At 65.2% G+C, this 21,222-nt stretch carries 16 protein-coding genes and 1 tRNA gene; 1 reads left to right on the top strand and 16 read right to left on the bottom strand.

Features of this window, described 5'->3' with window-relative positions; translation table 11 throughout:
- Positions 1–48: 48 nt before the first annotated feature.
- The 3 genes from KHZ24_05660 to KHZ24_05670 form a co-directional block, all read right to left on the bottom strand.
- A complete protein-coding gene (locus KHZ24_05660; protein ID MBS5450684.1) occupies positions 49–627 on the bottom strand; it encodes a DJ-1/PfpI family protein in 579 nt (192 codons plus the stop codon).
- Between the two features lie 254 nt (positions 628–881).
- Positions 882–2,660, bottom strand: a complete 1,779-nt coding sequence (locus KHZ24_05665; GenBank protein ID MBS5450685.1) for a hypothetical protein — start codon at positions 2,658–2,660, stop codon at positions 882–884.
- Between the two features lie 131 nt (positions 2,661–2,791).
- Positions 2,792–3,541, bottom strand: a complete 750-nt coding sequence (locus KHZ24_05670) for a class I SAM-dependent methyltransferase (protein ID MBS5450686.1) — start codon at positions 3,539–3,541, stop codon at positions 2,792–2,794.
- A gap of 151 nt (positions 3,542–3,692) precedes the next feature.
- Between KHZ24_05670 and KHZ24_05675 the strand changes: the two genes are divergently transcribed.
- Positions 3,693–3,768: transfer RNA gene (locus KHZ24_05675), tRNA-Phe, on the top strand.
- A gap of 92 nt (positions 3,769–3,860) precedes the next feature.
- Here KHZ24_05675 and KHZ24_05680 read toward each other — a convergent pair.
- From KHZ24_05680 to KHZ24_05740, 13 genes are all read right to left on the bottom strand, one after another.
- On the bottom strand, positions 3,861–5,681 hold the full coding sequence (locus KHZ24_05680) for a hypothetical protein (GenBank protein MBS5450687.1): 1,821 nt from the start codon (positions 5,679–5,681) through the stop codon (positions 3,861–3,863).
- 101 nt (positions 5,682–5,782) lie between these two features.
- Positions 5,783–6,682 carry a YaaA family protein gene (locus KHZ24_05685; GenBank protein ID MBS5450688.1) on the bottom strand — a complete coding sequence of 300 codons (900 nt, stop codon included), beginning with the start codon at positions 6,680–6,682 and terminating at the stop codon, positions 5,783–5,785.
- A gap of 385 nt (positions 6,683–7,067) precedes the next feature.
- Entirely contained in the window at positions 7,068–9,176 is a 2,109-nt protein-coding gene (locus KHZ24_05690) for a heavy metal translocating P-type ATPase (protein MBS5450689.1), read from the bottom strand.
- A 9-nt stretch (positions 9,177–9,185) separates the two neighbouring features.
- Positions 9,186–9,473, bottom strand: a complete 288-nt coding sequence (locus tag KHZ24_05695; protein ID MBS5450690.1) for a DUF1490 family protein — start codon at positions 9,471–9,473, stop codon at positions 9,186–9,188.
- 417 nt (positions 9,474–9,890) lie between these two features.
- Positions 9,891–10,997 (bottom strand): hypothetical protein, encoded by a 1,107-nt coding sequence (locus tag KHZ24_05700; GenBank protein ID MBS5450691.1) that lies wholly within the window; start codon positions 10,995–10,997, stop codon positions 9,891–9,893.
- A gap of 57 nt (positions 10,998–11,054) precedes the next feature.
- Entirely contained in the window at positions 11,055–12,176 is a 1,122-nt protein-coding gene (locus tag KHZ24_05705) for a 4Fe-4S dicluster domain-containing protein (GenBank protein ID MBS5450692.1), read from the bottom strand.
- A 487-nt stretch (positions 12,177–12,663) separates the two neighbouring features.
- A complete protein-coding gene (locus tag KHZ24_05710; protein ID MBS5450693.1) occupies positions 12,664–13,998 on the bottom strand; it encodes an alkaline phosphatase family protein in 1,335 nt (444 codons plus the stop codon).
- Positions 13,999–14,066: 68 nt separating this feature from the next.
- On the bottom strand, positions 14,067–14,891 hold the full coding sequence (locus KHZ24_05715; GenBank protein MBS5450694.1) for a metallophosphoesterase: 825 nt from the start codon (positions 14,889–14,891) through the stop codon (positions 14,067–14,069).
- Between the two features lie 159 nt (positions 14,892–15,050).
- Positions 15,051–16,403, bottom strand: coding sequence for an ABC transporter substrate-binding protein (locus KHZ24_05720; protein MBS5450695.1), 1,353 nt, complete (start codon positions 16,401–16,403; stop codon positions 15,051–15,053).
- Positions 16,404–16,499: 96 nt separating this feature from the next.
- Complete coding sequence (locus KHZ24_05725) at positions 16,500–17,414, bottom strand: carbohydrate ABC transporter permease (protein ID MBS5450696.1); 915 nt, start codon at positions 17,412–17,414, stop codon at positions 16,500–16,502.
- Positions 17,415–17,441: 27 nt separating this feature from the next.
- Positions 17,442–18,359, bottom strand: a complete 918-nt coding sequence (locus KHZ24_05730) for a sugar ABC transporter permease (protein MBS5450697.1) — start codon at positions 18,357–18,359, stop codon at positions 17,442–17,444.
- A gap of 8 nt (positions 18,360–18,367) precedes the next feature.
- Positions 18,368–19,453: an ABC transporter ATP-binding protein gene (locus KHZ24_05735; protein ID MBS5450698.1), complete on the bottom strand. Its 1,086-nt coding sequence runs from the start codon at positions 19,451–19,453 to the stop codon at positions 18,368–18,370.
- Between the two features lie 241 nt (positions 19,454–19,694).
- Complete coding sequence (locus KHZ24_05740; GenBank protein MBS5450699.1) at positions 19,695–21,128, bottom strand: hypothetical protein; 1,434 nt, start codon at positions 21,126–21,128, stop codon at positions 19,695–19,697.
- Between the last annotated feature and the right edge of the window lie 94 nt (positions 21,129–21,222).

Genomic DNA, 21,222 nt, shown 5'->3' on the forward strand with positions numbered 1-21,222 from the left:
AAGGCGTAATTCTACCGGCGGAACCAGACTCGTCGAAAGCTTGTCTGCCTAGATCTCGATCTTCGCGCCGAGCAGCTTGACAAACTCGCGGCAGATGGCCGTGTTGCCAGGCCACGCGGGCGACGTCACGAGGTTGCGGTCCACGACTGCCTCGTCAGCACCGACCTCGACGTACTCGCCGCCGGCCAGCGCGATATCGGGGCTCACGGCAGGGTAGCACGTGGCCTTGTAGCCCTTGAGCACACCGGCGGCCGTCAGGACCTGCGGGCCATGGCAGATGGCCGCAACGGGCTTGCCTTCGGCAAAGAACGCACGCGTGATCTCGAGAACGCGCGGGTTCAGTCGGATGTACTCGGGCGCGCGACCACCAGTGATGAACAGGCCCACGTAGTCAGCTGGGTCAACGGCGTCGAAGTCCGCCGTCAGCGCAAAGTTGTGACCGCGCAGCTCGGTGTAGGTCTGCTCGCCCAGGAAGTCGTGAACGGCCGTCGCCACGGTGTCGCCAGCCTTCTTGTCAGGGCACACGGCGTCAACCTGGTAGCCGAGCATCGACAGCGCCTGGAACGGCACCATCGTCTCGTAGTCCTCCGTAAAGTCGCCGCAGAGCATGAGAATCTTCTTCGCCATCGCGCACGTCCCTTCCTGTTGGGTTCGAGGCGCCGGGCAACCTGAGGCCAACCTCGCCTGGCTCTGGCAACCGGCGCCACGCGTGCCCTCATCTTACGCATGTACGCTATGCCGAACACCCCTCAACCGGCAGGCGGCCCGTCACCGGCTGAGACTGCCAGCCGAGAGGGCCGCCCACGTCAACCAAGCGTCAGGGCGATCGCTGCGTGCCTACGGCCCCGAGCGAACCCGGCGGTTCCACGAAGCGCGACACCCTACTTCCACCGGTCGTCGAACCAGGCGTCTCCGTCGGAGCCGCCATCGTGCACACGGCCCTCCCGCTCGCCATCAACGGAGATGGTCTTGTCAGAACCGAACGCGGAGTCACGCACCCGCACGTCGTGGCCGTTGATGTCGTAGCGGTCGCTGCCGTCAAAACTCGCGCGCTCACTGCCGATCTGGCGCCCATAGCGGTCGTAGACACGCGTACCGAACAGGTTGTCCTTCTCGACGGTTGCGAGCTTACGCCCGTAGCGGTCGCGGATGGTCTCGCTGCTCCCAGAGCTCGAAGGCGAGCTGAATCCACCACCTCCGCCTCCGCCGCCCCCTCCACCACCACCGCCACCCCCGCCGGCGCCATCGCCGCCGAGGAAGAGGCCTAGCACAATGAGGCCGACAATAAGGATGGCGATTATGACGACGATCTGCCATACGACGATGGCGAGCATGCCCCAGATGTTTGGCTCCGCCAGGCCGGCAGAGACAGACGAGCAGATCGCTTGCGCGACAGCTGCGGGACCGACCCCGTACTTGACGGCAAGAAGCATGTCATTCAGGGCAAGCAAGACGAGGAAAACCAGGCCAGCCAACGCAGTCGCCGCGAGCAGCCAGACGAGCGCGCGCAGGATAAACGGGCGCTTGGGAGGCTTGGAGGGCCGAGAGAATACGGGCCCGGAGGCGGCCGCCATGCTCCAAGCACGCCCCGGAGCATCGCGCCACCATCGATACGCCAACCACGCATAGCAGAGCGCGACGATGCCGAGTACCGGGAGAACGAGAGACGTCGGCAGGAACCCCTGCGCTATCAGCATGGCCCACCCGAAGCCCGTCGGTCCGGCCTCCGGGTAGATAAGCGCCACGACCGAGCCGATGAGCCCCAGCGCAAACGTGCCGTAGGCGAGCACCTCGACAACGCGCAAGAGCCTCTTGCCCCACATGCACACCAGATCCCCCACACCTTCGCGCTTCTCGCGCACCTCGATCCACAAGCGGCAGCGAGCCGACACCATGCGAAACGCCGCAGCAAGCAGCAGCATGGTAAGCGTCCCCGCCTCTGCCAGCTGGCGCAAGAAGACGAGCGTGCCGTTCAGCCACGAGCCCTCGTACAGCACGTGATAGCCAAAACCCGGCGCCAGCAGCGTCGACACGACGGCAGCCACGGACAGGGCGACGAGGACCCGCAGGAAGTACACGGCAAACGTCACGAGATAGTCCGCCCACCAGAGGGCCTCCGTCGGCTCAAGACGCTCGCGCTGCCACTCCCACAGCTTCTCGACGAGTCGAACGAGCGCCGCAAACACGAGCACGCCCCACACGCCGGCGCTCGTCAGGGCCGCCATGTAGCTCGCTGAGAGCTCTGCCCACGAGCCATAACTCCTCGTTAGGCCGATCGACATCATGCACGCGACAAACTGCACAGCGATCCAGATGAAGACGCCGAGCCAGATGAACGTGCCCGCCCAGCGCGCCAGTCGAAATTGCTTCGCTCCCAGGCCCTTGCGCCACTGAGCGTAGTACCAGTGTGCCGCCAGGCCGGCGGCGACCATGTCCATGACCCCCGCGACGTTGGCGGGATCGCCCCCAACTGGCCAGCGCGTTATCACGTAGTAGAGCACCGCGAACGCCACTGGAATGCCGACGCGAGGGAGCATCGCGCGGATCCAGGTCCTCGTCGGGAGCGCCGGCAGACGCACGTACGCAGCAAACGAGGCAAGCAGGGACTTTGGAGGCTCACCAGATCCGTCCGCTGCCCCAACGCGTTTTCGGCTCGCCATGTGCCCGTCCCTTCGCCGCCCGTTTGACGCCTCGCACAATACGCCGACAAAGACGGGCCCGTCTAGATGAATCAGGTGCGCAAACGGTGCGAAAACGGGTGTCTACCTGGGATGGGCTCAGGCCGACGCAGCTACGGGAGCCTCGTGCTTGCCGGGACAAGGACGTCGTAGCGCACGGCCTTGCCAGACAGGGAGTAGGACGGCCTAATGCCTGCGAGGTGCGGCCCCTTGATCGGGCGCTTGATGACGACCTTGCGCGGATGCGCTCCCAGGGCCGCCCGTACGAGCTCATCCTCGTTAGCGCAGGGAGCCTCGAGGTGGTGGAGCAGTTGGAACTTCTTCTTGACGGCAGCCGACTTCGTACGCCCCGGAAACATCGGGTCAAGGTAGACAACGTCGGGACAAGCGTCTAGCGTATGCGATAGCCCGCCGAGCGCCGCCACGCTGTCGCCCTCGACGAGCTCCATGCGAGCAACGGAGGCCGACAGCTCGGACAGATCCGCCGCCCGGCGCAGGGCGTCACGCAGGAGCGCCGCGATGACGGGATCGCACTCGTACAGCGTCACGCGAAATCCCGCAGCCGCCAACAGCAGACCGTCCTCTCCCAGGCCAGCCGTCGCATCGATGGCCCACGGAGCCTCCAGGCCCTTCAGGCGCGCCGCCCGCACGAGCAGCTCGCGCGAGAGGCGGTCGGGGCGCAGGCGCGGCAGCATCCGAGTGAAGTCGCCGCGCAGCTCCAGGCCGTCCGAAACGAGAACGAGCCCCTCGGGCGTCTCACGGAGCTCGACGTTAGATGTCTTCTGGGCAGGAGCGCAACCTCCGTCGTCCGCCGCATCTTGAATCGGCGCGCCCTCGTGCCCGCGCGTTGTCTCCACCGCCATACGTCCACCCCTCACGACGTCCTGCTGTCCCGTAGCAGCATACACAACTCTGCGTCATCGAAGCTGGAGCAGACAGTTATGGAGGAGCACGCGCCGGTAAAAGAACTCCTTGACCTGAACGCCAACTCTGGTATAGTGATTTCCGCGCTTTGGCTGGATAGCTCAGTTGGTAGAGCAGGGGACTGAAAATCCCCGTGTCAGGGGTTCGACTCCCTTTCCAGCCACCAGCTCAAACTCGCAGGCCAGGACGGCAATTTGCCTCCTGGCCTTTTTCGTTTGGAGGGGTGTGTGGGAAACGGATAGGAACTGACTGCTCCGTTTACTGCACAATGGCGAGCGTCTCGGCGCGTTGCTCCTCGATGATGTCCACGATCTCCTGCCGAAATTGATCGCGATTCAGGTACTCGTCTAGCTTAAGCAGCCCATAGTCGGCACCGACACCGATAGCCGCGCTCGCCGCGACGCCGACAGCCGTGCCAACGGGCCCTCCCACGACCGTGCCCAGGGCACCTCCTATCGCCGTCCCCACGCCCTTGGAGGCGATCTTCTCGGTGATCTTTTTCACGAGCTGCTTGAAGAATGGCTTGTCCACTGCCTTCTTCACCAGCTGTTTGGACACGACGCCAGCCGTCACGCCAGCACCGGCGCTCACGCCGATGCGCGCACCTGCATCGACAAGCTCCTGGGTTGGCTCAAGCGTCTTGAACAGGGAGGCGCTGTCCATCGCATCCTGCACGTCCAAAAGCCATTCTGGAACGTCGTCGAGCCGATAGTTCGCCAGTTCTTCGCGAAAGTCGGACTCGAGCTCGCTTGCCTGAGCCGAGAAGTACTCGATCTGGTTGACAAGCTCGGTGTCGTCGATGCCCTCACCGATGATGGATGAAAACTGCTCGCTTACGTAGTCCTCGACGGTACCCGTAACCATTGTGGCGAGGCGTTCGTAGTCGCCGGGCAGGCTGTAATACCAGTCAAGATAAGCATCCACGTTGTTGAGCTGCGCGTCATACACGGCGTTTATGGTCGGAACGAGCGCCTCCTTCGCCTCCGCAGAGAGCTCCGACGATCTCTCCCCCATCTGCTGGGTGAGCTCCGCCACAGCCTCGTGCTCGTAATACGTCCCGTCAATCAGATCGGCCGCAACGCCGACCTGGCCGCGGACAAAGCTCTCCGCGGCGGAGTATTCCTCCGTCTGCGCAGCTTGCGCAACAACGTGGTCCGCCACGAGAAAGGCAGCGAAGAGCAGGATCGGAAGCGCCGCCGCCACGACAACATAGCGCGTGACCGGGCGCCGAGGGGCATCGGGATCTTTCGCCACCTCAAGCGGGAGAAAGACGCGCTTCATATCGGGCCACGACAGCAGGCTCAAGCTAAGAAGGCTGGCAACAGCAACGAGCGTTGTAGCGCCCATGATGACGCGCCAGACGAGATACCAGACATAGGAAACCTGGGCCGTCTGCGCCATCGCATAGGAAGTCAGGCCATCTGTAAGCGCAGTCAGATCGCCCACCTCGCGCATAAGCACCGAGGGCGCGTCAGCAAACGGCTGGGGCGCTGACTGAAACGCCTCGCTCGCGCTGGTATACGCCTCCAACGGCTGGACGATTGCCATGACGAGAAAGGCACCGCACAGCAGCACCCACACGACGATACCGCTCAGTCGCGCAACGTGCGAGGTGAGAAACGCAGGTTCGTACTCCTCATGCAGGAGCCGGCGAACAAGGACGGAGACGAGCAGGAAGACGGGCACGGACGCGATGATCAGGCACCATTGGGGCAAGCCCCACTTCGCGACCTCGAACATAAGGCTTGCCACGCACGCAGCTGACAGCACGAACGAGACAACGAGGCTGAACACGCGGCCGTTGTTGAGCCGAGCCCGCCAGCCTCCCTCCCGATACTGTGCCTGCTTCAGCGTCTTGTGGACGACGGCCTGATATGCGAGTCCGAGTGCCGAAGCGCTGCTCACAGCCACCCAAAGCAGGGCAACTCCTGCAGGCGGCAGCGAGGGAGAGAACCGACCGATAACGAAGAGCGCGCCCATCAGGGCGGCGGCCTTGGCAAGATAGAGCCCCCAGCAGCGGAGCGTATGAGAGCGCTCGGCTGTGGACGCGGCGCTTGTCTGGCAATCGGCAGGGCTCATACGACGATCCGTCCTTTCCACGGGGCACCCATTCTACCGTTCAGGTTGGGAGGACGTGGGGAGGGAGCTGAACCAAGAGCGCGCCACACAGCAGCAGAAAGCTAGTCCTTGCGCATGAAAACGAGCGTCGCGGGAAGACTGCCTGCTTCTGGCGCACAGATCGCCCCGCGCGACACCTCCCGGGAAAGGTCCTCGTCGTAGCGATATCCCACGTCGAACAGGCGCAAATCCGCAGGGTCGGACGGACGCGTTTCCGCGAGCCAGCGCGCCATGCTGCCTCGCGCCGTCTTGCTGGCCGTCGAGCGCTGGACTGGCTTGCCGTCCTTGAGCGCCTCGCCAAAAATGCAGGTCACCGTCGGCGTCCCCGCAGGCAAATACGGAAGCACCGCCTTTGCGTACTCAACGCTCGCCAGGTTCACGACGCACGTCCGCACGCCGACAGACGCCTCTCCCTCCCGATCGGCAGCCACGTATGCGCCCAGCGTCGGTCCCCAAAACGCATAGAGGTCGCGCGCGTCGCCCACCGGCAGGCGCGCGCCCATCTCAAGTCGGTAAGGCATAACGGCGTCGAACGGCCGCACGCACCCGTGCAGCGCGCTCAGCACGAGGAGGTGGCGCTGCAGCCACGCAAGCGCCGGCTCGTCGAGCACCTGAGGAGCGAGGCTCTGGTACTGGATGCCGTCATAGGAGAAGAGGGCGGGCACAAGGCGCGCGGCTAGCTGCGATATGCACGCGTCCTCCCAGCTCATCGACAGCTCCAAAGCAGCCGTACGCTCGCAGCTCTCCTCGAGCAGCGCCTCGCTCACTTTCCAGATCGCCTGCAGCTCGGCGCGGGACTTCGCCCGAAGCTCCGCTAGAATCCGGGCACTCATCTGCGGAAACGGCGGGATGCCTGTCGGTGGGAACGCATCGCAGGCGGCGTCGTCACCCGCAGATCGCCCGCGTACGCCCTCCCCTCCAGAGCCGCGCATCTTCTTAGCCGGCGAGATGATGACCCGCATGTCAAACAGCTGCCGTTCGTCCCGCTTCGCCATAAACGCCTCCCCGTGCACGAAAAACCGCTGATTGGCCGGTTCTGTCCAAAATGGAGCGATGCTGGCCAAAAGTGTACGCCGTGTATGGGACCCCTCCGAATAGGGTGCCATGTACGGAGCTTGCGGCAAGAAAAGCCCAGGAAAGGCTCTCAGCGCAGGGGGCGAAACAACAGGGAGGCCATACACGACGGGAGCTTCTGGCCACGGAGGCGCGTCGTTTCTGCCAAACGGAGGCGAGTGACGACCGGCAGGGCCATCCGGTCTCTCCACAGGACAGCAACGGGGCGCCCCGGCAGTCACAGGTACCGGGGTGCCCCCTAAAAAGCATCGTCGATACGCCTTAGCTCCGCCGCTATGCCACCGGATAGCTCTTGGTTGCACGCATGGACAGAGCGATCGTCGAGCCGTTGTGCAACAGGCTCGAGGTCTGCGGTGTGATGACCCCGGCGATGCCCGCAGCCAAGAAGCCGGAATTCAGCGCCATGACCTGGGCAAATGACGCGTCCAACCGCTTCATGAGCCCCTGGGAGAGCCTGCGCAGCCTTACGAGCGCCGCAAGGTCACCGCTTGTGAGCGTGATGTCGGCGACCTCCTTGGCGATGGCCGTGCCGTTGGCCATGGCGACGCCGACGTTTGCCGCCGACAGCGCCGGCGAATCGTTGACGCCGTCGCCCACCATGACGACGCGATGGCCCGCCGCCCTAAGCTCTTCCACAAACGCGTGCTTGCCCTCGGGCAGCATGTTCGCGCGCCATTCCGTGACGCCGGCCTCCCCGGCGATACGCGCAGCAGCCCGCTCGTTGTCGCCCGTCAGCATAACGACGTGCTCAAACCCCAGCGCGCGCAGGTCAGCCACAGCCTCGCGCACGCCGTCCTTCAGCGGATCCTCGATGCCCAGCGCACCGACGAGCTGCCCATCGACGGCAAGGTACAGCGCCGACAGGCCGTGCGTCTCCGCAGCAATCGCCGCACGCTGCTCGTTTGAAACCGGCACGTGCTCGTCCTCGGTGACGAAGTGCTCGCTGCCGATGACGACGCGCTTGCCGTCAAGCGAGCTCGCGATGCCGTGCGCCACGATGTACTCCACCTCGGCGTGGCGCTCGCGGTGCGCGAGTCCCTTCTCCGCAGCGGCGCGCACGACAGCACGTGCCACGGGGTGTGGGAAGTGTTCCTCGAGGCAGGCGGAGAACCTCAGCACCTGCGTTTTGTTCCAGCCGTCGAACGCCAGGACGCACGCGACAGAGGGGTTGGCGTCCGTCAGCGTGCCCGTCTTGTCGAACACGATGGTGTCCGCCTGCGCAAAGGCCTCGAAGTGCTTCGAGCCCTTCACCGTGAAGCCCTCGCGCGCGCTTTGGCTCATGGCCGTGAGCACCGCGATGGAGCCCGTGAGCTTGAGCGCACACGAGTAGTCCACCATGAGGGCGGCGCTCGTCTTGATGAGGCTGCGCGTCGTGAGCGCCACGATGCCCGCCAGCAGGAAGTTCCACGGGACGATGGCGTCGGCCAAACGCTCGCGGCGCGACTGCGCGGCCGCCTTGAGCGCCTCGGACTGCTCGACAAGGCTCACGATGGAGCGCAGCTTCGTGTCACCCGCCGCCTTGCGCACGCGCACGTAGATCTGGCCGTCCTCGCAGGCCGTGCCCGCGAACACGTCGTCGCCGACCGTGCGCTCGACTGCGAGAGGCTCGCCGGTCATCGCCGCCTGGTTCACCATGGCCACGCCGCTCTCGACCGTGCCGTCGATAGGCACAGGCATGCCGGTGCGGATGGCGATGAGGTCGCCCGCACGCAGCTCCGACGCCGGGACGGCGCGCTCCTCGTCGCCCTCGACGAGCTGGGCCGTGTCGGGCACCGCAAGCAGCGAGTAGATGAGTTGGTTCTCGGACTGGGCACGCGTGTAGTCCTCGAGCGTCTCGCCCAGGTCGAGCAGGAACATCGTGGAGCCCGCCGTGCGCGGGTCGCCCTTGATGAACGAGATGCCGATGGCGGCCGCGTCGAGCACCGGCACGTCGAGCCGGCCGTGCGCCAGAGAGCGCAGCGCCGCCGCCAGGTACGTGCGGTAATGCCAGGCGGCGTAGATGGTCGTGACGAGCCTCGGCAGGAACCACCGGCGCAGGTAGTGAAAGCCCACGAGCTTGGCGAGGTCCATGAACAGCGCGTGGGTGCGCGGCGCCAGCGCAAACGCGTACTCACGGCGAGCCGTCTCGATGGCGCTCGCGTCGACGGCAGACAGGGCGGCGAGCGCACGCTCACGCGCAGTCGCAAGGCCCTCCCCCGATGTGGTGGGCGCCTCACCATAGCGCACCGCAAGCGAGCCGATGCGAGGGTAGATGGTCACGTCCTGGACGCCGGGGCACGCGAGCAGCACCTTCGTCAGCGGGTCGAGGTCGTCCGACGGCACGGGCCCGGCGAGGCGCACGCGCAGCCTGCCGGGGACCTCATGCTCGATCGAGTATTCCATGACGTGCGCCTACGCCACCACGGGAGCGGGGGCAGCACCGGCGCAGCCGCATGCGTCCTCGGCGGGCTTGGCGTCAGCCTTGGCGATGTAGGAGGCCTCGGCGACGATGTCGTCAACCTGGGCCTTGGCCTGCTCCACGACGTCCTCGTACGAGGCCTTGGCACGCAGCCCGGTCGCAACGGCCTGGACATAGAGCTTCTTGGCGGGCTTGCTCGTCAGAGCCTTCACGCCGAGCGTGCCGAGCAGGACCCCGCCGCCGACGAGGAGAGCGTCGTGCTTCTTGATGTTCTTGAACATGGTGCTTCCCTTCCACCTGTGGCCCGCATCGAAACACGAGCCCAACCGATACGAACGCAAAACGACGCCCCGACCGGACTGCCCCCGACCGGGAGATCCGAGCAAAGCGTCGCCCTCTACGTTGTGGCGGTAGTATACAATTTGTTTAGTAGCGTTAACATCTAGAATAGCAAGATTAGTTAGCCCACTCAAAGAAATCGGAGGGACAGCGTATGAAGTGGCACCGGTTCTTTGCCCTGGCAAGCATGGCGTGTGGTGTTCTCGCCGCCTATACGGGCTACAAGCACAAGTAACGTAAGAAATGCCGCAGCAAACAGCCGTGGTCGAGCCCGCGCCGAGCGGCGCGCATGCCGCACGCCCGCCCCCGTTCGTCGGCCCGACCACAGGCTCACACAAAGAGAAGACCGAAGCCGCCCCCTACGCCTCCGCCGCGGGGCGCCGAATTGCCCGCCAGTACAGATATTCGGTGGCACCGAGACGCAAGGCATACTCGCAGAGACGATGCGTCTGGCCCGTTTCGGCACACCAGGCGAGCTCGTCATAGGTGGCTGGCAGCTCGGCGACACGGGCATGCTCGAGAGCGTGCTTGATGTACTTCTCGTCAACCTGCAGCTCGAAATGATCGGCAAGTGCGTCAAGAGCCACGTCGGCCGACAGGCGCTTCCGCACAAGCTCGCGTCTCTCATCCTCCCAGGCAGACAGTGAAATCCCCTTCTGCTTGCAGTACTCGTCGAGCGTCGCGCCCTGCTCGGCGAGCTCTTGCGCCGCGCGGTCGCGCTCCTCCTCGAGAAGCACGTCGACGTAGCGCTCCCCCACCGGAGCCGCCAGCCGCTGAGCCAGGGCAAACGCGCAGTCGTCCAACGCTTTAGAAGCCCTCGGCCGATTGAGCAGGTCGCGCACGCGTTTGCGCAGGCCCGCAAGATCCCCCGCCTCGGGCATGTTTGCAATGACCCAGGCGTCGTCTATGACGGGGGCGGAGGCGTCCTTGCCCGCCTGCTCGGCAAGGCTGTGCGCCATGGCATCGATCCATGCGTCGACGTCGGCATCACTCGGCTCGGGAGCCACGTCGATCGTCACCGGCGTGTCGTAGTCGGTCAGCTCACCGTGCGGACGCACAAGGACGCGCACCTCAAACGAGAGGTCATGGTCCGCCTGAGGCAGCTCGTCAACCGTGACATCGGGCGTGCCGAACGGCATGACGCCTACGCGCATGAATGCGGCGGACGACAGGCGGTCAAGCACGAAACCCGCTGTATACGACGTAACCGCAGCCTCGTCGACCTGGGCGTTGAGCTGCGTCAGCCCCTCGGAATCGTCGGGCAAGCCGCAGCGGCGAGCCAGCGAGGCACGGGCGGCGGCTAGGGCTTCTGCCACCTCCGCGGCCGGCGCCAATACCTTGAGCACGGCGCTCTCGGCGTCGGGGTACGAAAGCGTGACGCCGACCGTCCCCGGCTTGGGGTCATAGATGAGATCCGCTCCATCGGGCATGGCCGTTAGGCGCTCCCCGTTCGTCTCGTCACCCATCGTCTGCGCTCCTCTCCGCGCCGCCTGCCTATTCGATGGCCCAGTGTACCCACTCGCCTACCTGCCAAACAGCTCGGCGATCTCCTCCATACGCGCCACGACCGGCACGCCAAACGGGCAGCGCTCCTCACACGAGCCGCAGGCAACACAGTCGGAGGCATGGGCGCCAAGCACGCGGTAGTGGTCGGCGACCGACTCTGGCACCTCGGGCTGCATCTGGGCGAGGTCGGCGTACTTCTGGACGAGGGCCACGTCGATGCGCGAGGGGCAGGGCGCGCAGTGGCCGCAGTACGTGCAGCGGCCTGCAAAGGCGTTGCGCGGGGCGGCGGCGAGCACGCTGGCGTAGTCGAGCTGCTCGGGCGTCGCGCTCTCATAGGAGACGGCCTCGTCGATGTGGGCGGTCTCGGAGAAGCCGACAAGCACGCTTGCCACAGCCGGACGCGTCAGCGCGTAGTGCAGGCACTGCGTCGGCGTCAGGGCCACACCGAACGGCGACGTCTCCGCCGAGAGCAGCCGCCCGCCCGCAAAGCCCTTCATGACGGTGATGCCGACGCCTCGCTCCTCGCACGTCGCGTAGAGACGTGCGCGCTCGGGCGAGATGCCGCCGAAAGAGGGGTGCTCGCAGGCGCCTTGGGCGGCGTCGAGAGCCTCCGAGGTACCGTCGGCGCCCGGTTCGGCCTCCGAAACGCCGCCAAACGTTTCCGCCTTGAAGAGCTCGTCGATGGAGACGCCCGCCTCAAGCATGTCAAACGCCGGATTGCAGCTGAACAAGATGAGCTCGATGACGCCGCTCTCGGCCGCACGCTGAGCGATGGCAGGATTGTGCGTGCTCATGCCGATGTGCCCGATGACGCCCGCCGCCTTGAGCTGCTGTGCATAGGCCAGGCAGCTCGCAGGCAGCCCCGAGTCGGAGCCTGCGGGCGTATCCTGGCAGGCCGCGCCCGCAGTGGCGGTGTCGCCGCCGGCCGCCCCATCCGCGGCCTCGGCGCGTGCCTGGGCACCGGCCTCGCCACCACCCGCGTTGCCCAGGGCCGCCTCGCTTGCGGCCGTGGGGGCAGCGAGCCCCATCACGACGTCATAGTCCTCGTCGGTGTCCACAAAGTGAAGCATGCCAAACTCGACGTGGTCCGTCCCCAGGCGCTTGAGCAGGTCTTCGAACGCCGGCACGACGTTGACCATGGAGCGCGAGCGCACATACTGGCCGTTCTGCCACGTCGAGCCGATGTGGCCCTGGATGACCCAGCGATCGCGCCGCCCGGCAAGCCCGAAGCCGACCGCCGAGCGCATGTCAGGATCGGACATCCAGCAGTCCACGATGTTGATGCCAGCCTGTTCGCAGCGGTCGAACAGTGCGCGAGTGCGTGCCAGGTTCTCCTTGTCGACCCACTCGCCGCCGAACCCGATCTCGCTGACCTGCACGCCCGTCGTGCCAATCTCCCGGTAACGCATGGCATCTCCCTCTCCCCTGATCCAGAGCGCAAGCATCCTCGATGCTCGGTCGGGCGAGCCCGCGCGCAGCCTTCGGCGCTCAGACAGTCCTCGTACCGCTCGACAAGGAACGTCGAGCACTGCGGAACTCGCGGCGGAGGTTGTGGGCGGGCTTCCCTCGCAACCAAAGTCTACAGGATGGGAGTGCGCTCCAAGCAGAAGGACGTGTCTGCCGGGCCTACCAGATTTGGGGAAGTCGGACAGCGCGAGAGGTAGGAGTCACGAGGCTCTCGCCGTCGAGGGCGTCGGGGTCGTAGGGAATGCCAGCGAGGTCCATGAGGGTCGGGGCCTCGTCCACGAGGCGCGCGCCGGCGAAGTTGCCGGGCGCTACGCCGGGCCCGCTCACGACAAAGCACGGCTTCTCACCGCGGAAGGGCAGGTGGCCGTGGGTAGACACCGCGAACTTGTAGTCGGTGGCGTCCGTGCCCACAACGAACTCGCCAGTGCACTCGGCACCGATGCAGTGGTTGGGTGCCGCCTCGAGCATGAGCGCGAACTCGCCCTCCTCGTGGAAGCGCACGCGCACCTCCTCGCGCGTGAACACGTCGCTCACGAGGCCCTCGTCAAGCAGCGGCTGCAGGGCACGACGCGCAGCGGGCAGGTCATCCTGGTCGCGCAGGAACAGCTGGCCACTCGCGCCCGAGCTCTGCACGTAGGCGCGCCACCCGGCCACGCTGCCATCAGGTGCCACGTCGATGAGCCCGGCCTTTGCGAGCAGCACGTTGGGGCACACCTGGTAGTCGATTTGGATATGGCCGTGGTCGCCGAGGAACACGAAGATGGTGTCGTCCCAGATGCCCTCGCCTTTAAGCGCCGCGATGACTCGCTGCAGCCAGGCGTCGTGCATGCGAAGCGCCTCCTGGACCTGCGGGGCATGGACTCCATGGAGGTGGCGCGCATGGTCAAGCTGGGCCTGGTGCGTGTAGAAGACGTCGGGGCGGTGGCGATGGATGATGTCCTCGACGCAGGCGATGTCGAACTCATCGAGCTCGGGCGTCTTGTTGTTGGCAAGCAAGTCGCGATGGGCCTCGTAGAGCTCGTAGCCGCTCGGGGAACAGCCCCGCCTGTAGATGTCATCGAGCGCGGCGCGTGTGGCCTCGGGCGTCTGAAGTGCCTCGGGGTCGACGGTCCACACCTCAGGTACGTTGTGATCGATGCAAGGAGCGCCGGCCGTGACAGGCCAGCCGACGTTAGCCGTCGTCAGCCCCGCGCGCTTGGCCCAGTCGAACACCGTGGGTACGCGCATGCTCGCGTACTCCCAGTACCAGTCTCGATCGCAAATGGCGGGGTTGAGTCGCTGGTTGTGCGGCACACCGTGATGCATCGGCCAGCAGCCGCTCGCCATCGTGGCGTGGCACACATAGGTCAGCGTCGGGTAGACGCAGTAGACGTCGTGGTACACGGCCGCGCCGGCTCCTCTGCCAAGGACCTCGGTAAAGCCGGGCAGGTGGCGCACGTCAGCAAGGTCGGTCGTGAACAGGGCGTCGACGCTCATGACGAAGAGATGGTGCATGGCGACAAGGTCTCCTTTGCGTAATCGTTTCGATCGGCCCCGGCGGTGTGGCACGCGCCAGACATGCCCTATGAGCGCAGCGGGACGTGGATCCCCTCGAACGTGCAACCGTCCTCGGCGGTCGCGCGACCCAGGTGCCCATAGATCGGGATACCGTGCGCAAACGCATGGTCCTCGACGTCGTCGAAATGGCGGTAGTGAGCATCGATCTCATCGACGCCAAAATCAAGCTCCAGGTACCCGGCAATGTCGGGGACGTCGGCTAGCATGAGGTAGTGCCAGCCGTCACGCTCGGCGTAGCCGTTTCGGTGCGTGTGGCCGCACAGGTAGAGGCCCGGGCCGCCCTCGTGGCGCGCCAGCGCATCGAGCACGGCGTCGGTGTTGTCGACGAAGTGGTTCTCCTCGTCAGAGTGGGGCGTCGTCGTGCCGTGCAGGGCGTGGTGGCCCATCACGACGAGCGGGTGGCCCTGGGCAGCCTTGACCTCGACTGCCAGCCACGCAAGCTGACCCTCATCGACGTGCCCACCCCAGTGCTGCATGTCAAAAGGATTCGTCGTGTCGATGACAACGAAGTGGACCCCACCTTTGCTAAACGCGTAGTGGTTCGCACGCCCGTAGATCTCGTTCATGTGGGCCTCGTTCACGAACATCGTATCGTGGTTGCCGTAGACCCAGTGGACCGGGAACGGCGCGCACGACAGCTCCTCAACCACATGGCGCATCTGGTTCGGGTTGCTCGTCGTAGAGATGTCGCCCAGCGAAACGAGCAGGTCAGCGCCGGGGGCGGTGAAGGCGTCGAACGCTCGGCGGTAGAACGCGGCCCGCTCCCCGTCGAGCGTCATGTCACGCACGTCCTCGGTGTAGTGCAGATCGGTAAACACGCGAACGATCACGGTGATTGCCTCTCTTTACAAACCAGCGGGGCTGGACTCGGACACGTTCCAGAGCTCGCGCACCAGGTCAAAGAGCGGAGCATTAGGCAAGCTAAAGGCGGCGGGCAAAGCGGGGGCACCGGTCCGGCGGGCCCGGCGCCCCCGCGCCTGAGAAGCCGCCTACTCCTTGAGCAGCGGATCGGCCTGGGTCTTGGCGTCATCCATGATCTTCTGGATGTCGTCGCTGCCGCTCATGGCCTTCTCGACGGCGTCCGTGTAGTCCTTGGCCGCCTCGGTGTAGCCCGCGTTCATGTAGTCGCCCACGGCGTACTGCAGCTGGTCGAAGGCGACCTGGTACTCCGGCGTCTTGGCGTAGGCCTCCTTGACGCGGTCGTCATCCTTGTCGGACTGGCGCGTCAGCAGGTAGCCCGTCTTGAGGTGGTTCTTCACGGCGGCGTCCTTGCTCGTCATGAAGTTGATGAACTCGCCGGCGGCCGCGCGGCGATCGCCGTCGACGCGACCAGTCATCACGAGGTTGCAGCCGCCCGTGGGAACCTTGTTCTGCGTGTTCTTCGGGATGAAGCCGACGCCGATCTCAAAGCCGTTCTGCTGCGCAAGGTCGAGGTAGTTCGTCAGGTTCGCCGTCGACTGGCACCACATGCCGATCTTCTGGTTCATGGCGTTCGTGTCGAGCGTGTCCGAACCGTTCGAGCCGCCGGAGAACGAGAAGCCGTGGTCGTTCACGCCGTCGCGCAGCCACTGCACCATCTCGACGGATGGCTGCTGGTTGAACGTGCACTCCGTGGCCGCGAGGTCGTCGCCGAACGGCGCGCCGCCGTTGCAATACGCCAGGGCCGTCAGCACCCAGATGTAGGAGTAGAAGCCGTAGCCACCCACGCCCTGCCCCTTGAGCGCATCGGAGGCCGCCACGACGTCGTCCCAGGTCTCGGGGGCCGTGCTGGCATCGACGCCCGCCTTCTCGAACAGCGTCTTGTTGTAGTAGAGCACGGGCGTGGAGCGCAGGTAGGGCACGCCGTACAGCGTGGACTTATCCAGCGAGTAGCAGTTCTCCATCAGGCCGGGCCAGAAGTCGTCGAGGTCCTCCTTGGCGATGAGGTCGTCGATAGGCTGGATCATGCCGCCGTCGGCGAAGGCCTGCGTGCCGTTGATGACCATGACGCAGACGTCGGGCTCCTCGTTGGCGACGAAGGCCGTCTTGAGCTTGGCGTTCAGATCATCGTAGCTTCCCTGGTACTCGGCCGTGACGTGGATGCCCCTGTCCTTGCCCACCGTGTCGTTGAACTCCTGGACGCGCTCCTCGTTGTTCTCCTTGATCTTGTCCGTCCAGGAATACCAGTACTTGAGCTCGATCGTATCAGCGGCGCGGGCAACGCTCGGCCGGGCGGTGGACAGGCCGGCGCCACCCAGCGCGATCGCGCCGGCCGCCATGAGGCTGCCCACGAGGAACTGGCGACGGCTGAGGTGCGACGAGCGGGCGATGGTGGTGGCAAGGTCAGAGGTGAGCATACGCATGGTGATGAGACTCCCTTTCGCTTCGTGACAATCCCGATGGGTGCGAACGATCCATGCCGTGCTATGCGTACAGAGGACGGGAGCGCCGCGCGAGCGTCACTTGTCCCCGATATAGGCAAACGCCTTGATGATGTGCTTGTTGGCGAAGAGGTAGATGACGGCGATGGGCAGCGTCAGCAGCACGTTTGCCGCCATGAGGATGTGGTAATTGATGCCGGACTCGCTGGCGCGCATGCTCGAGACGCCGACGGGCAGCGTGCGCACCGCGTCGTTTGTCGTAAGCACGAGCGGCCAGAAGTAGTCGTTCCACGTCGCGATGAACGTCAGCAGGCCCAGCGTCACGAGCGTCGGCTTGGCCATCGGCAAGAACAGCCTGACGATGATCTTGAGCTCGCTGGCACCGTCGAGGCGCGCCGCCTCGATGAGCTCCTGCGGCATCTGGTTGAACGTCTGGCGCAGCATGAAGATGTTGAACGCGCTCGTGGCGAACGGCAGGATGAGCGACCAGTACGTATTGATCATGTGCCACTTGGCAAACAGCACGAACAGCGGCAGGAACACGAGCTGCGCCGGCACCATCATCGTGACGAGCGTGACGCCGAACAGCGGGCCGCGCAGCCTGAAGCGATACTGCGAGAACGCGTAGGCCGCGGGAATGACCGTAAGCGTCTGCATGAGAAGCACGGCAGCCGTCACGATGACGGAGTTCATGAGGTACTTGCCGAACGGTATGGACGTCCAGGCGTCGTGGAAGTTGCCCCACTGCGGGTCGACGGGGAGCAGCGTCGGCGGGAACTGCATCGTCTCGGCCAACGTCTTGAGCGAGCTGACGACCATCCAGAAGAACGGAAAGAAGAACACAAGCACGAGCAGGACGTTGATGGCCCAGCGCCCCACGCGGGCCGCGGCGCGCACGCGGCGACGATGCCGCTGGATCTGGGCGTAGCGCTCGGCGATACCCGGATCGATCGCCGGAACCGTCCCCGGTGTCCCAACACCACCCTGCCCCATTTCGACCTCGGACATTTCGCGGGCCTCCTATTTGTAGTGGACGCGCTTCGACAGCACGCGGAAGTAGACGATGGAGAACAGCGCGATAAGCGCGAGCAGCACGACGCCGATGGCGGCCGCGTAGCCTACCTTGTTGAACTGGAAGCCGTACTGGTAGAGCGAGAACACGAGCGTGTTCGTCGCGTTCTGCGGCCCACCCTGCGTCATGATCTGGATGGTCTCGAACACCTTGAGCGAGGCGATGACGTCGACGATGACGAGGAAGAACATCGTGGGCGAGACCATCGGGAACGTTATCTTGCGAAACGTCGTCCACCCGCTGGCCCGGTCGAGCTTGGCAGCCTCGTACAGGTGGCCGGGCACGCCCTGGATGGCGGCGCACAGGATGAGTGCGTCATAGCCGACGCTCTTCCACACCGAGATGAGGATGAGCGAGGCAAGCGCGACGTTCCTGTCGCCGAGCCAGTCGACGGCCTGCATGCCAAAGACGTTGAGCACGCTGTTGAGCAGGCCGTAGTCCTTGTTCATGATCCACAGCCACAGCAGGGCGACCGACGCGAGGCTCACGACGTACGGCGAGAAAAAAACGGCCTGCAGAAAGCCGTTCGTCCTCGTATGGGCGCGCAAGTATGTCGCAATGGCCAGGCCCAGTCCGACGCCGATGCCCACAACGAACACCGTGTAGATCAGCGTGTTTGCCAGCGTCTGCCAAAACGAGGGGTCGGCGAAGAGGTTCTGGAAGTTCGCCAGACCGACCCACTTCATCTTCGGAGAGATGAGGTCCCACTTGAAAAGGGACAGGTAGCCCATGTTGAAGATGGGGTAAATCCAGAATATCGCCAGGACGATGAGCGAGGGGGCGATGAGCAGGTACGGCTTGATCCTCGTGAATATGGGGTGGCGCTGGGCGCGCCCGACCTGCGGGGTAACGGCAAGCGGCTTCATGGGTGCACTCATGGGCGCACCCTCTTCTCGTCCTCGTCGAACAGGTAGAGCGAGGCGCGGTCGACGACGAGGTTCACCTGGGCGCCCACCTCGATCTCGGGCACGTTGAACGTCTTGAACGTCACGGTGCCGAACACTGTTCTGACCTGGTAGATGACCTCGCTGCCCATGACCTCGCGAATGGCGATGGGGCCGCCGAACGTCAGATCACCCGGAGCGGGAGTCGCGCCTGCGGTGCCGGCCGGGACCGGCGAGCCGTCAGGCAGCGTGCCGACCGGGACCTCGCGCAGCAGGGCGCGCGACGGGCGGAAGCCCACCCAGGCCACGTTCTCGGGCAGCCCCAGGTCGGGCAGGGCCTTGCGCGAAAAGACGTTCATCGTCGGCGTGCCGATGAATTGGGCCGTGAAGCGGTTGACAGGATCGCCGTAGAGCTTGAGCGGCTCGTCTGCCTGCTGAATCTCTCCGTCACGCATGAGCACGATCTTCGTCGCCATCGACATGGCCTCGGTCTGATCGTGCGTCACGTAGACGAACGTCGTGCCGAGGCGCTGATGCAGGGCGATGAGCTCCGTGCGCATCTGCGTGCGCAGCTTGGCGTCGAGGTTGGACAACGGCTCGTCCATGAGGAACACCTTGGGCTGCTTGACCATGGCGCGGGCCAGGGCGACACGCTGGCGCTGACCACCCGAGAGCTGCGACGGCCTGCGCTCGAGATAGTCCGTCAGGCCGACAATGCGTGCCACCTCGTCGATGCGTCGGGCGCGCTCGGCCTTGGGCACCCTGGCGTTGACGAGGCCGAACTCGATGTTGCCGCGCACGCTCATCGTGGGATAGAGCGCGTAGTTCTGGAACACCATGGCGATGTCGCGCTCACCGGGATCGACGTCGTTCATGCGCACGCCGTCGATGAGCAGATCGCCGTCGGATATGTCCTCCAGACCGGCAATCATGCGCAGCGTCGTGGACTTGCCGCAGCCCGAGGGGCCAACGAGCACGGTGAAGCTACCGTCGGGAATCACGAGGTTCATATCCTCGATGACGGTCGTCTTGCCTTCGTACGTCTTGCGAACATGTCGCAGTTCGATACTCGACACGCAAGGACCCCCCTCTTTCCGGCTGATACCAAAGAGCAGTATCAGCCGGTAGAGTCAGGGGGATGTAACGCGCGGGTGTCGAGGCAGACCTAGGCCTGCAAGGGAGTCGCAAGTGAGTGCGGGGGTTATTGCCCCCGTGCCATCCTGGGTAAGCAGAACGTAACAGAAGCATGAGGGGTCGGCTCATGGAGCCGGCTGGCGGGGGCACATCTGGCAAAAGCGCACCCGTGCGCCGCCAGCCTTACAGCAGCTGCAGATGGGGACCGGAGTTGTCCTTGGCGTTTGTGACGAGCCAGTCGCTCGCGCGAATGCGGCGGGCCTCCGCGCGGATCTGGTCGATCTCGCCCGACTCCTTCATGGCGCGCATTGTTTCTGCCTCATGGCCCGGAGCCGTCCGCGCGACGATCTGGCGCACGTCGTCGTCATCCACCTCGATGCCCAGGTGGGCAGCTAGAGCATCGAGCGCCAGGTCGGAGCGCAGCGTCTTTTCCGCCTGGGCGTTCATCTCCCGATCGAACGCCTCGTGGTCGAAGTCGGGGCTGCTCATATATGCCCGCGCGTCCATGCCCTGGCGCTGCATGTCGAGCACGAAGTTGCTCAGTAGCACGTCGCGCATGTGCTGGACATACGGCTCACCCGGCATCTCTTTGATGCGCGTGCCCAGCTCGTCGGAGCACAGGATCGTCATCTGAGAGCGCCACTCCTCATCGGCCTGAGCCTCGAGCACCTCGCGCACCTGGGCACGCAATCCGAGCAGCGTCGCCGCCTCAGGGGCATTCTTCATGACCCACGTGTCGTTGATGACCGCCGGGACCTTGCGATCAATCTCGTTGACGGTCACCTTGACGTTGAGCACCTCGAACGAGGTACCCTGTCCGCCCTCGCCGCCAGGCACAGGCAGGCTCATCGAGAACGAGCGGGCCTCGCCCACCTTGGCGCCCACGAGGTTGCGGTCGAACTCCTCGGGCATCATGCCCATGCCCATCTCGTACTGGATGCGCTGGGGGCCACTATCAGGAGTGTCTCCAGCGCTGACCTGCAACGTCAGCACGAGGTGGCCGCCGTCGGCCACCACGTCGCGCGTGAGGTCGGGCTCGAACGTGGCGAAGCGCTCGGCCATGGCGTCGACGTACGCCGTCACGTCCTGGCTCGTAACATCGGCCTTCTTGGGGAACGCCACCTCGACGGGGTCATAGGAGCTCAGCTCGACCTGCGGGGCAATGAGGGCGTCGGCCGTGAACACGAAGTCCTTCCCCTCCTCAGGCATCTTGGGCTTCGAGACACTCGGCTGGAGGTACGGCGTGAAGCCCGTGAGCTCGCACGCCTGCTTGAAAAAGCGCTGCTGCAGGTACATGGGGAAAAACGCCTCCCAGCCCTGCTCGCCGAGCTGTGCCTTGAGCTGGCGCATCTGGGCGTCGTCGCGCGCGTCCATGCCGAAGTTGCGCGCGAGCGTCTTGCGGGCGTCGGCCAGGGCGTCAGGCAGGTCTGCCGCAGCCGCCGCGACGACGAAGTGGGCCGCGCCGTCCTCGGCAAGGTCGAGCTCCACGGCAGGGCGGCCGGGCGCGACGGGGAGCGACACGTGCGCCTCCACACCGTACACAAGAGCCCCGGCATCCGCAGTCTTGTCGCGACGCAGGCTAGCCATCCCCTGGCTGAAATCGATGATGTCTCCCATGTATATATACTCTCCTCGTATGTCCGACGAACGACGTCCGCCCCCGTTATACCCCATCGAGCCCGCCTCCCGTCAGGCGTGCGCCGACTTCCGG

The organism is Coriobacteriia bacterium, assembly GCA_018368455.1.
Lineage (GTDB): Bacteria > Actinomycetota > Coriobacteriia > Coriobacteriales > UMGS124 > JAGZEG01.

Bases quoted from the DNA above. Each gene is read 5' to 3' on its own strand.
- KHZ24_05660 (MBS5450684.1), bottom strand. From the start codon at position 627: ATGGCGAAGAAGATTCTCATGCTCTGCGGCGACTTTACGGAGGACTAC.
- KHZ24_05665 (MBS5450685.1), bottom strand. From the start codon at position 2,660: ATGGCGAGCCGAAAACGCGTTGGGGCAGCGGACGGATCTGGTGAGCCT.
- KHZ24_05670 (MBS5450686.1), bottom strand. From the start codon at position 3,541: ATGGCGGTGGAGACAACGCGCGGGCACGAGGGCGCGCCGATTCAAGAT.
- KHZ24_05680 (MBS5450687.1), bottom strand. From the start codon at position 5,681: ATGAGCCCTGCCGATTGCCAGACAAGCGCCGCGTCCACAGCCGAGCGC.
- KHZ24_05685 (MBS5450688.1), bottom strand. From the start codon at position 6,682: ATGCGGGTCATCATCTCGCCGGCTAAGAAGATGCGCGGCTCTGGAGGG.
- KHZ24_05690 (MBS5450689.1), bottom strand. From the start codon at position 9,176: ATGGAATACTCGATCGAGCATGAGGTCCCCGGCAGGCTGCGCGTGCGC.
- KHZ24_05695 (MBS5450690.1), bottom strand. From the start codon at position 9,473: ATGTTCAAGAACATCAAGAAGCACGACGCTCTCCTCGTCGGCGGCGGG.
- KHZ24_05700 (MBS5450691.1), bottom strand. From the start codon at position 10,997: ATGGGTGACGAGACGAACGGGGAGCGCCTAACGGCCATGCCCGATGGA.
- KHZ24_05705 (MBS5450692.1), bottom strand. From the start codon at position 12,176: ATGGTCAACGTCGTGCCGGCGTTCGAAGACCTGCTCAAGCGCCTGGGG.
- KHZ24_05710 (MBS5450693.1), bottom strand. From the start codon at position 13,998: ATGCACCATCTCTTCGTCATGAGCGTCGACGCCCTGTTCACGACCGAC.
- KHZ24_05720 (MBS5450695.1), bottom strand. From the start codon at position 16,403: ATGCGTATGCTCACCTCTGACCTTGCCACCACCATCGCCCGCTCGTCG.
- KHZ24_05725 (MBS5450696.1), bottom strand. From the start codon at position 17,414: ATGGGGCAGGGTGGTGTTGGGACACCGGGGACGGTTCCGGCGATCGAT.
- KHZ24_05730 (MBS5450697.1), bottom strand. From the start codon at position 18,359: ATGAAGCCGCTTGCCGTTACCCCGCAGGTCGGGCGCGCCCAGCGCCAC.
- KHZ24_05740 (MBS5450699.1), bottom strand. From the start codon at position 21,128: ATGGGAGACATCATCGATTTCAGCCAGGGGATGGCTAGCCTGCGTCGC.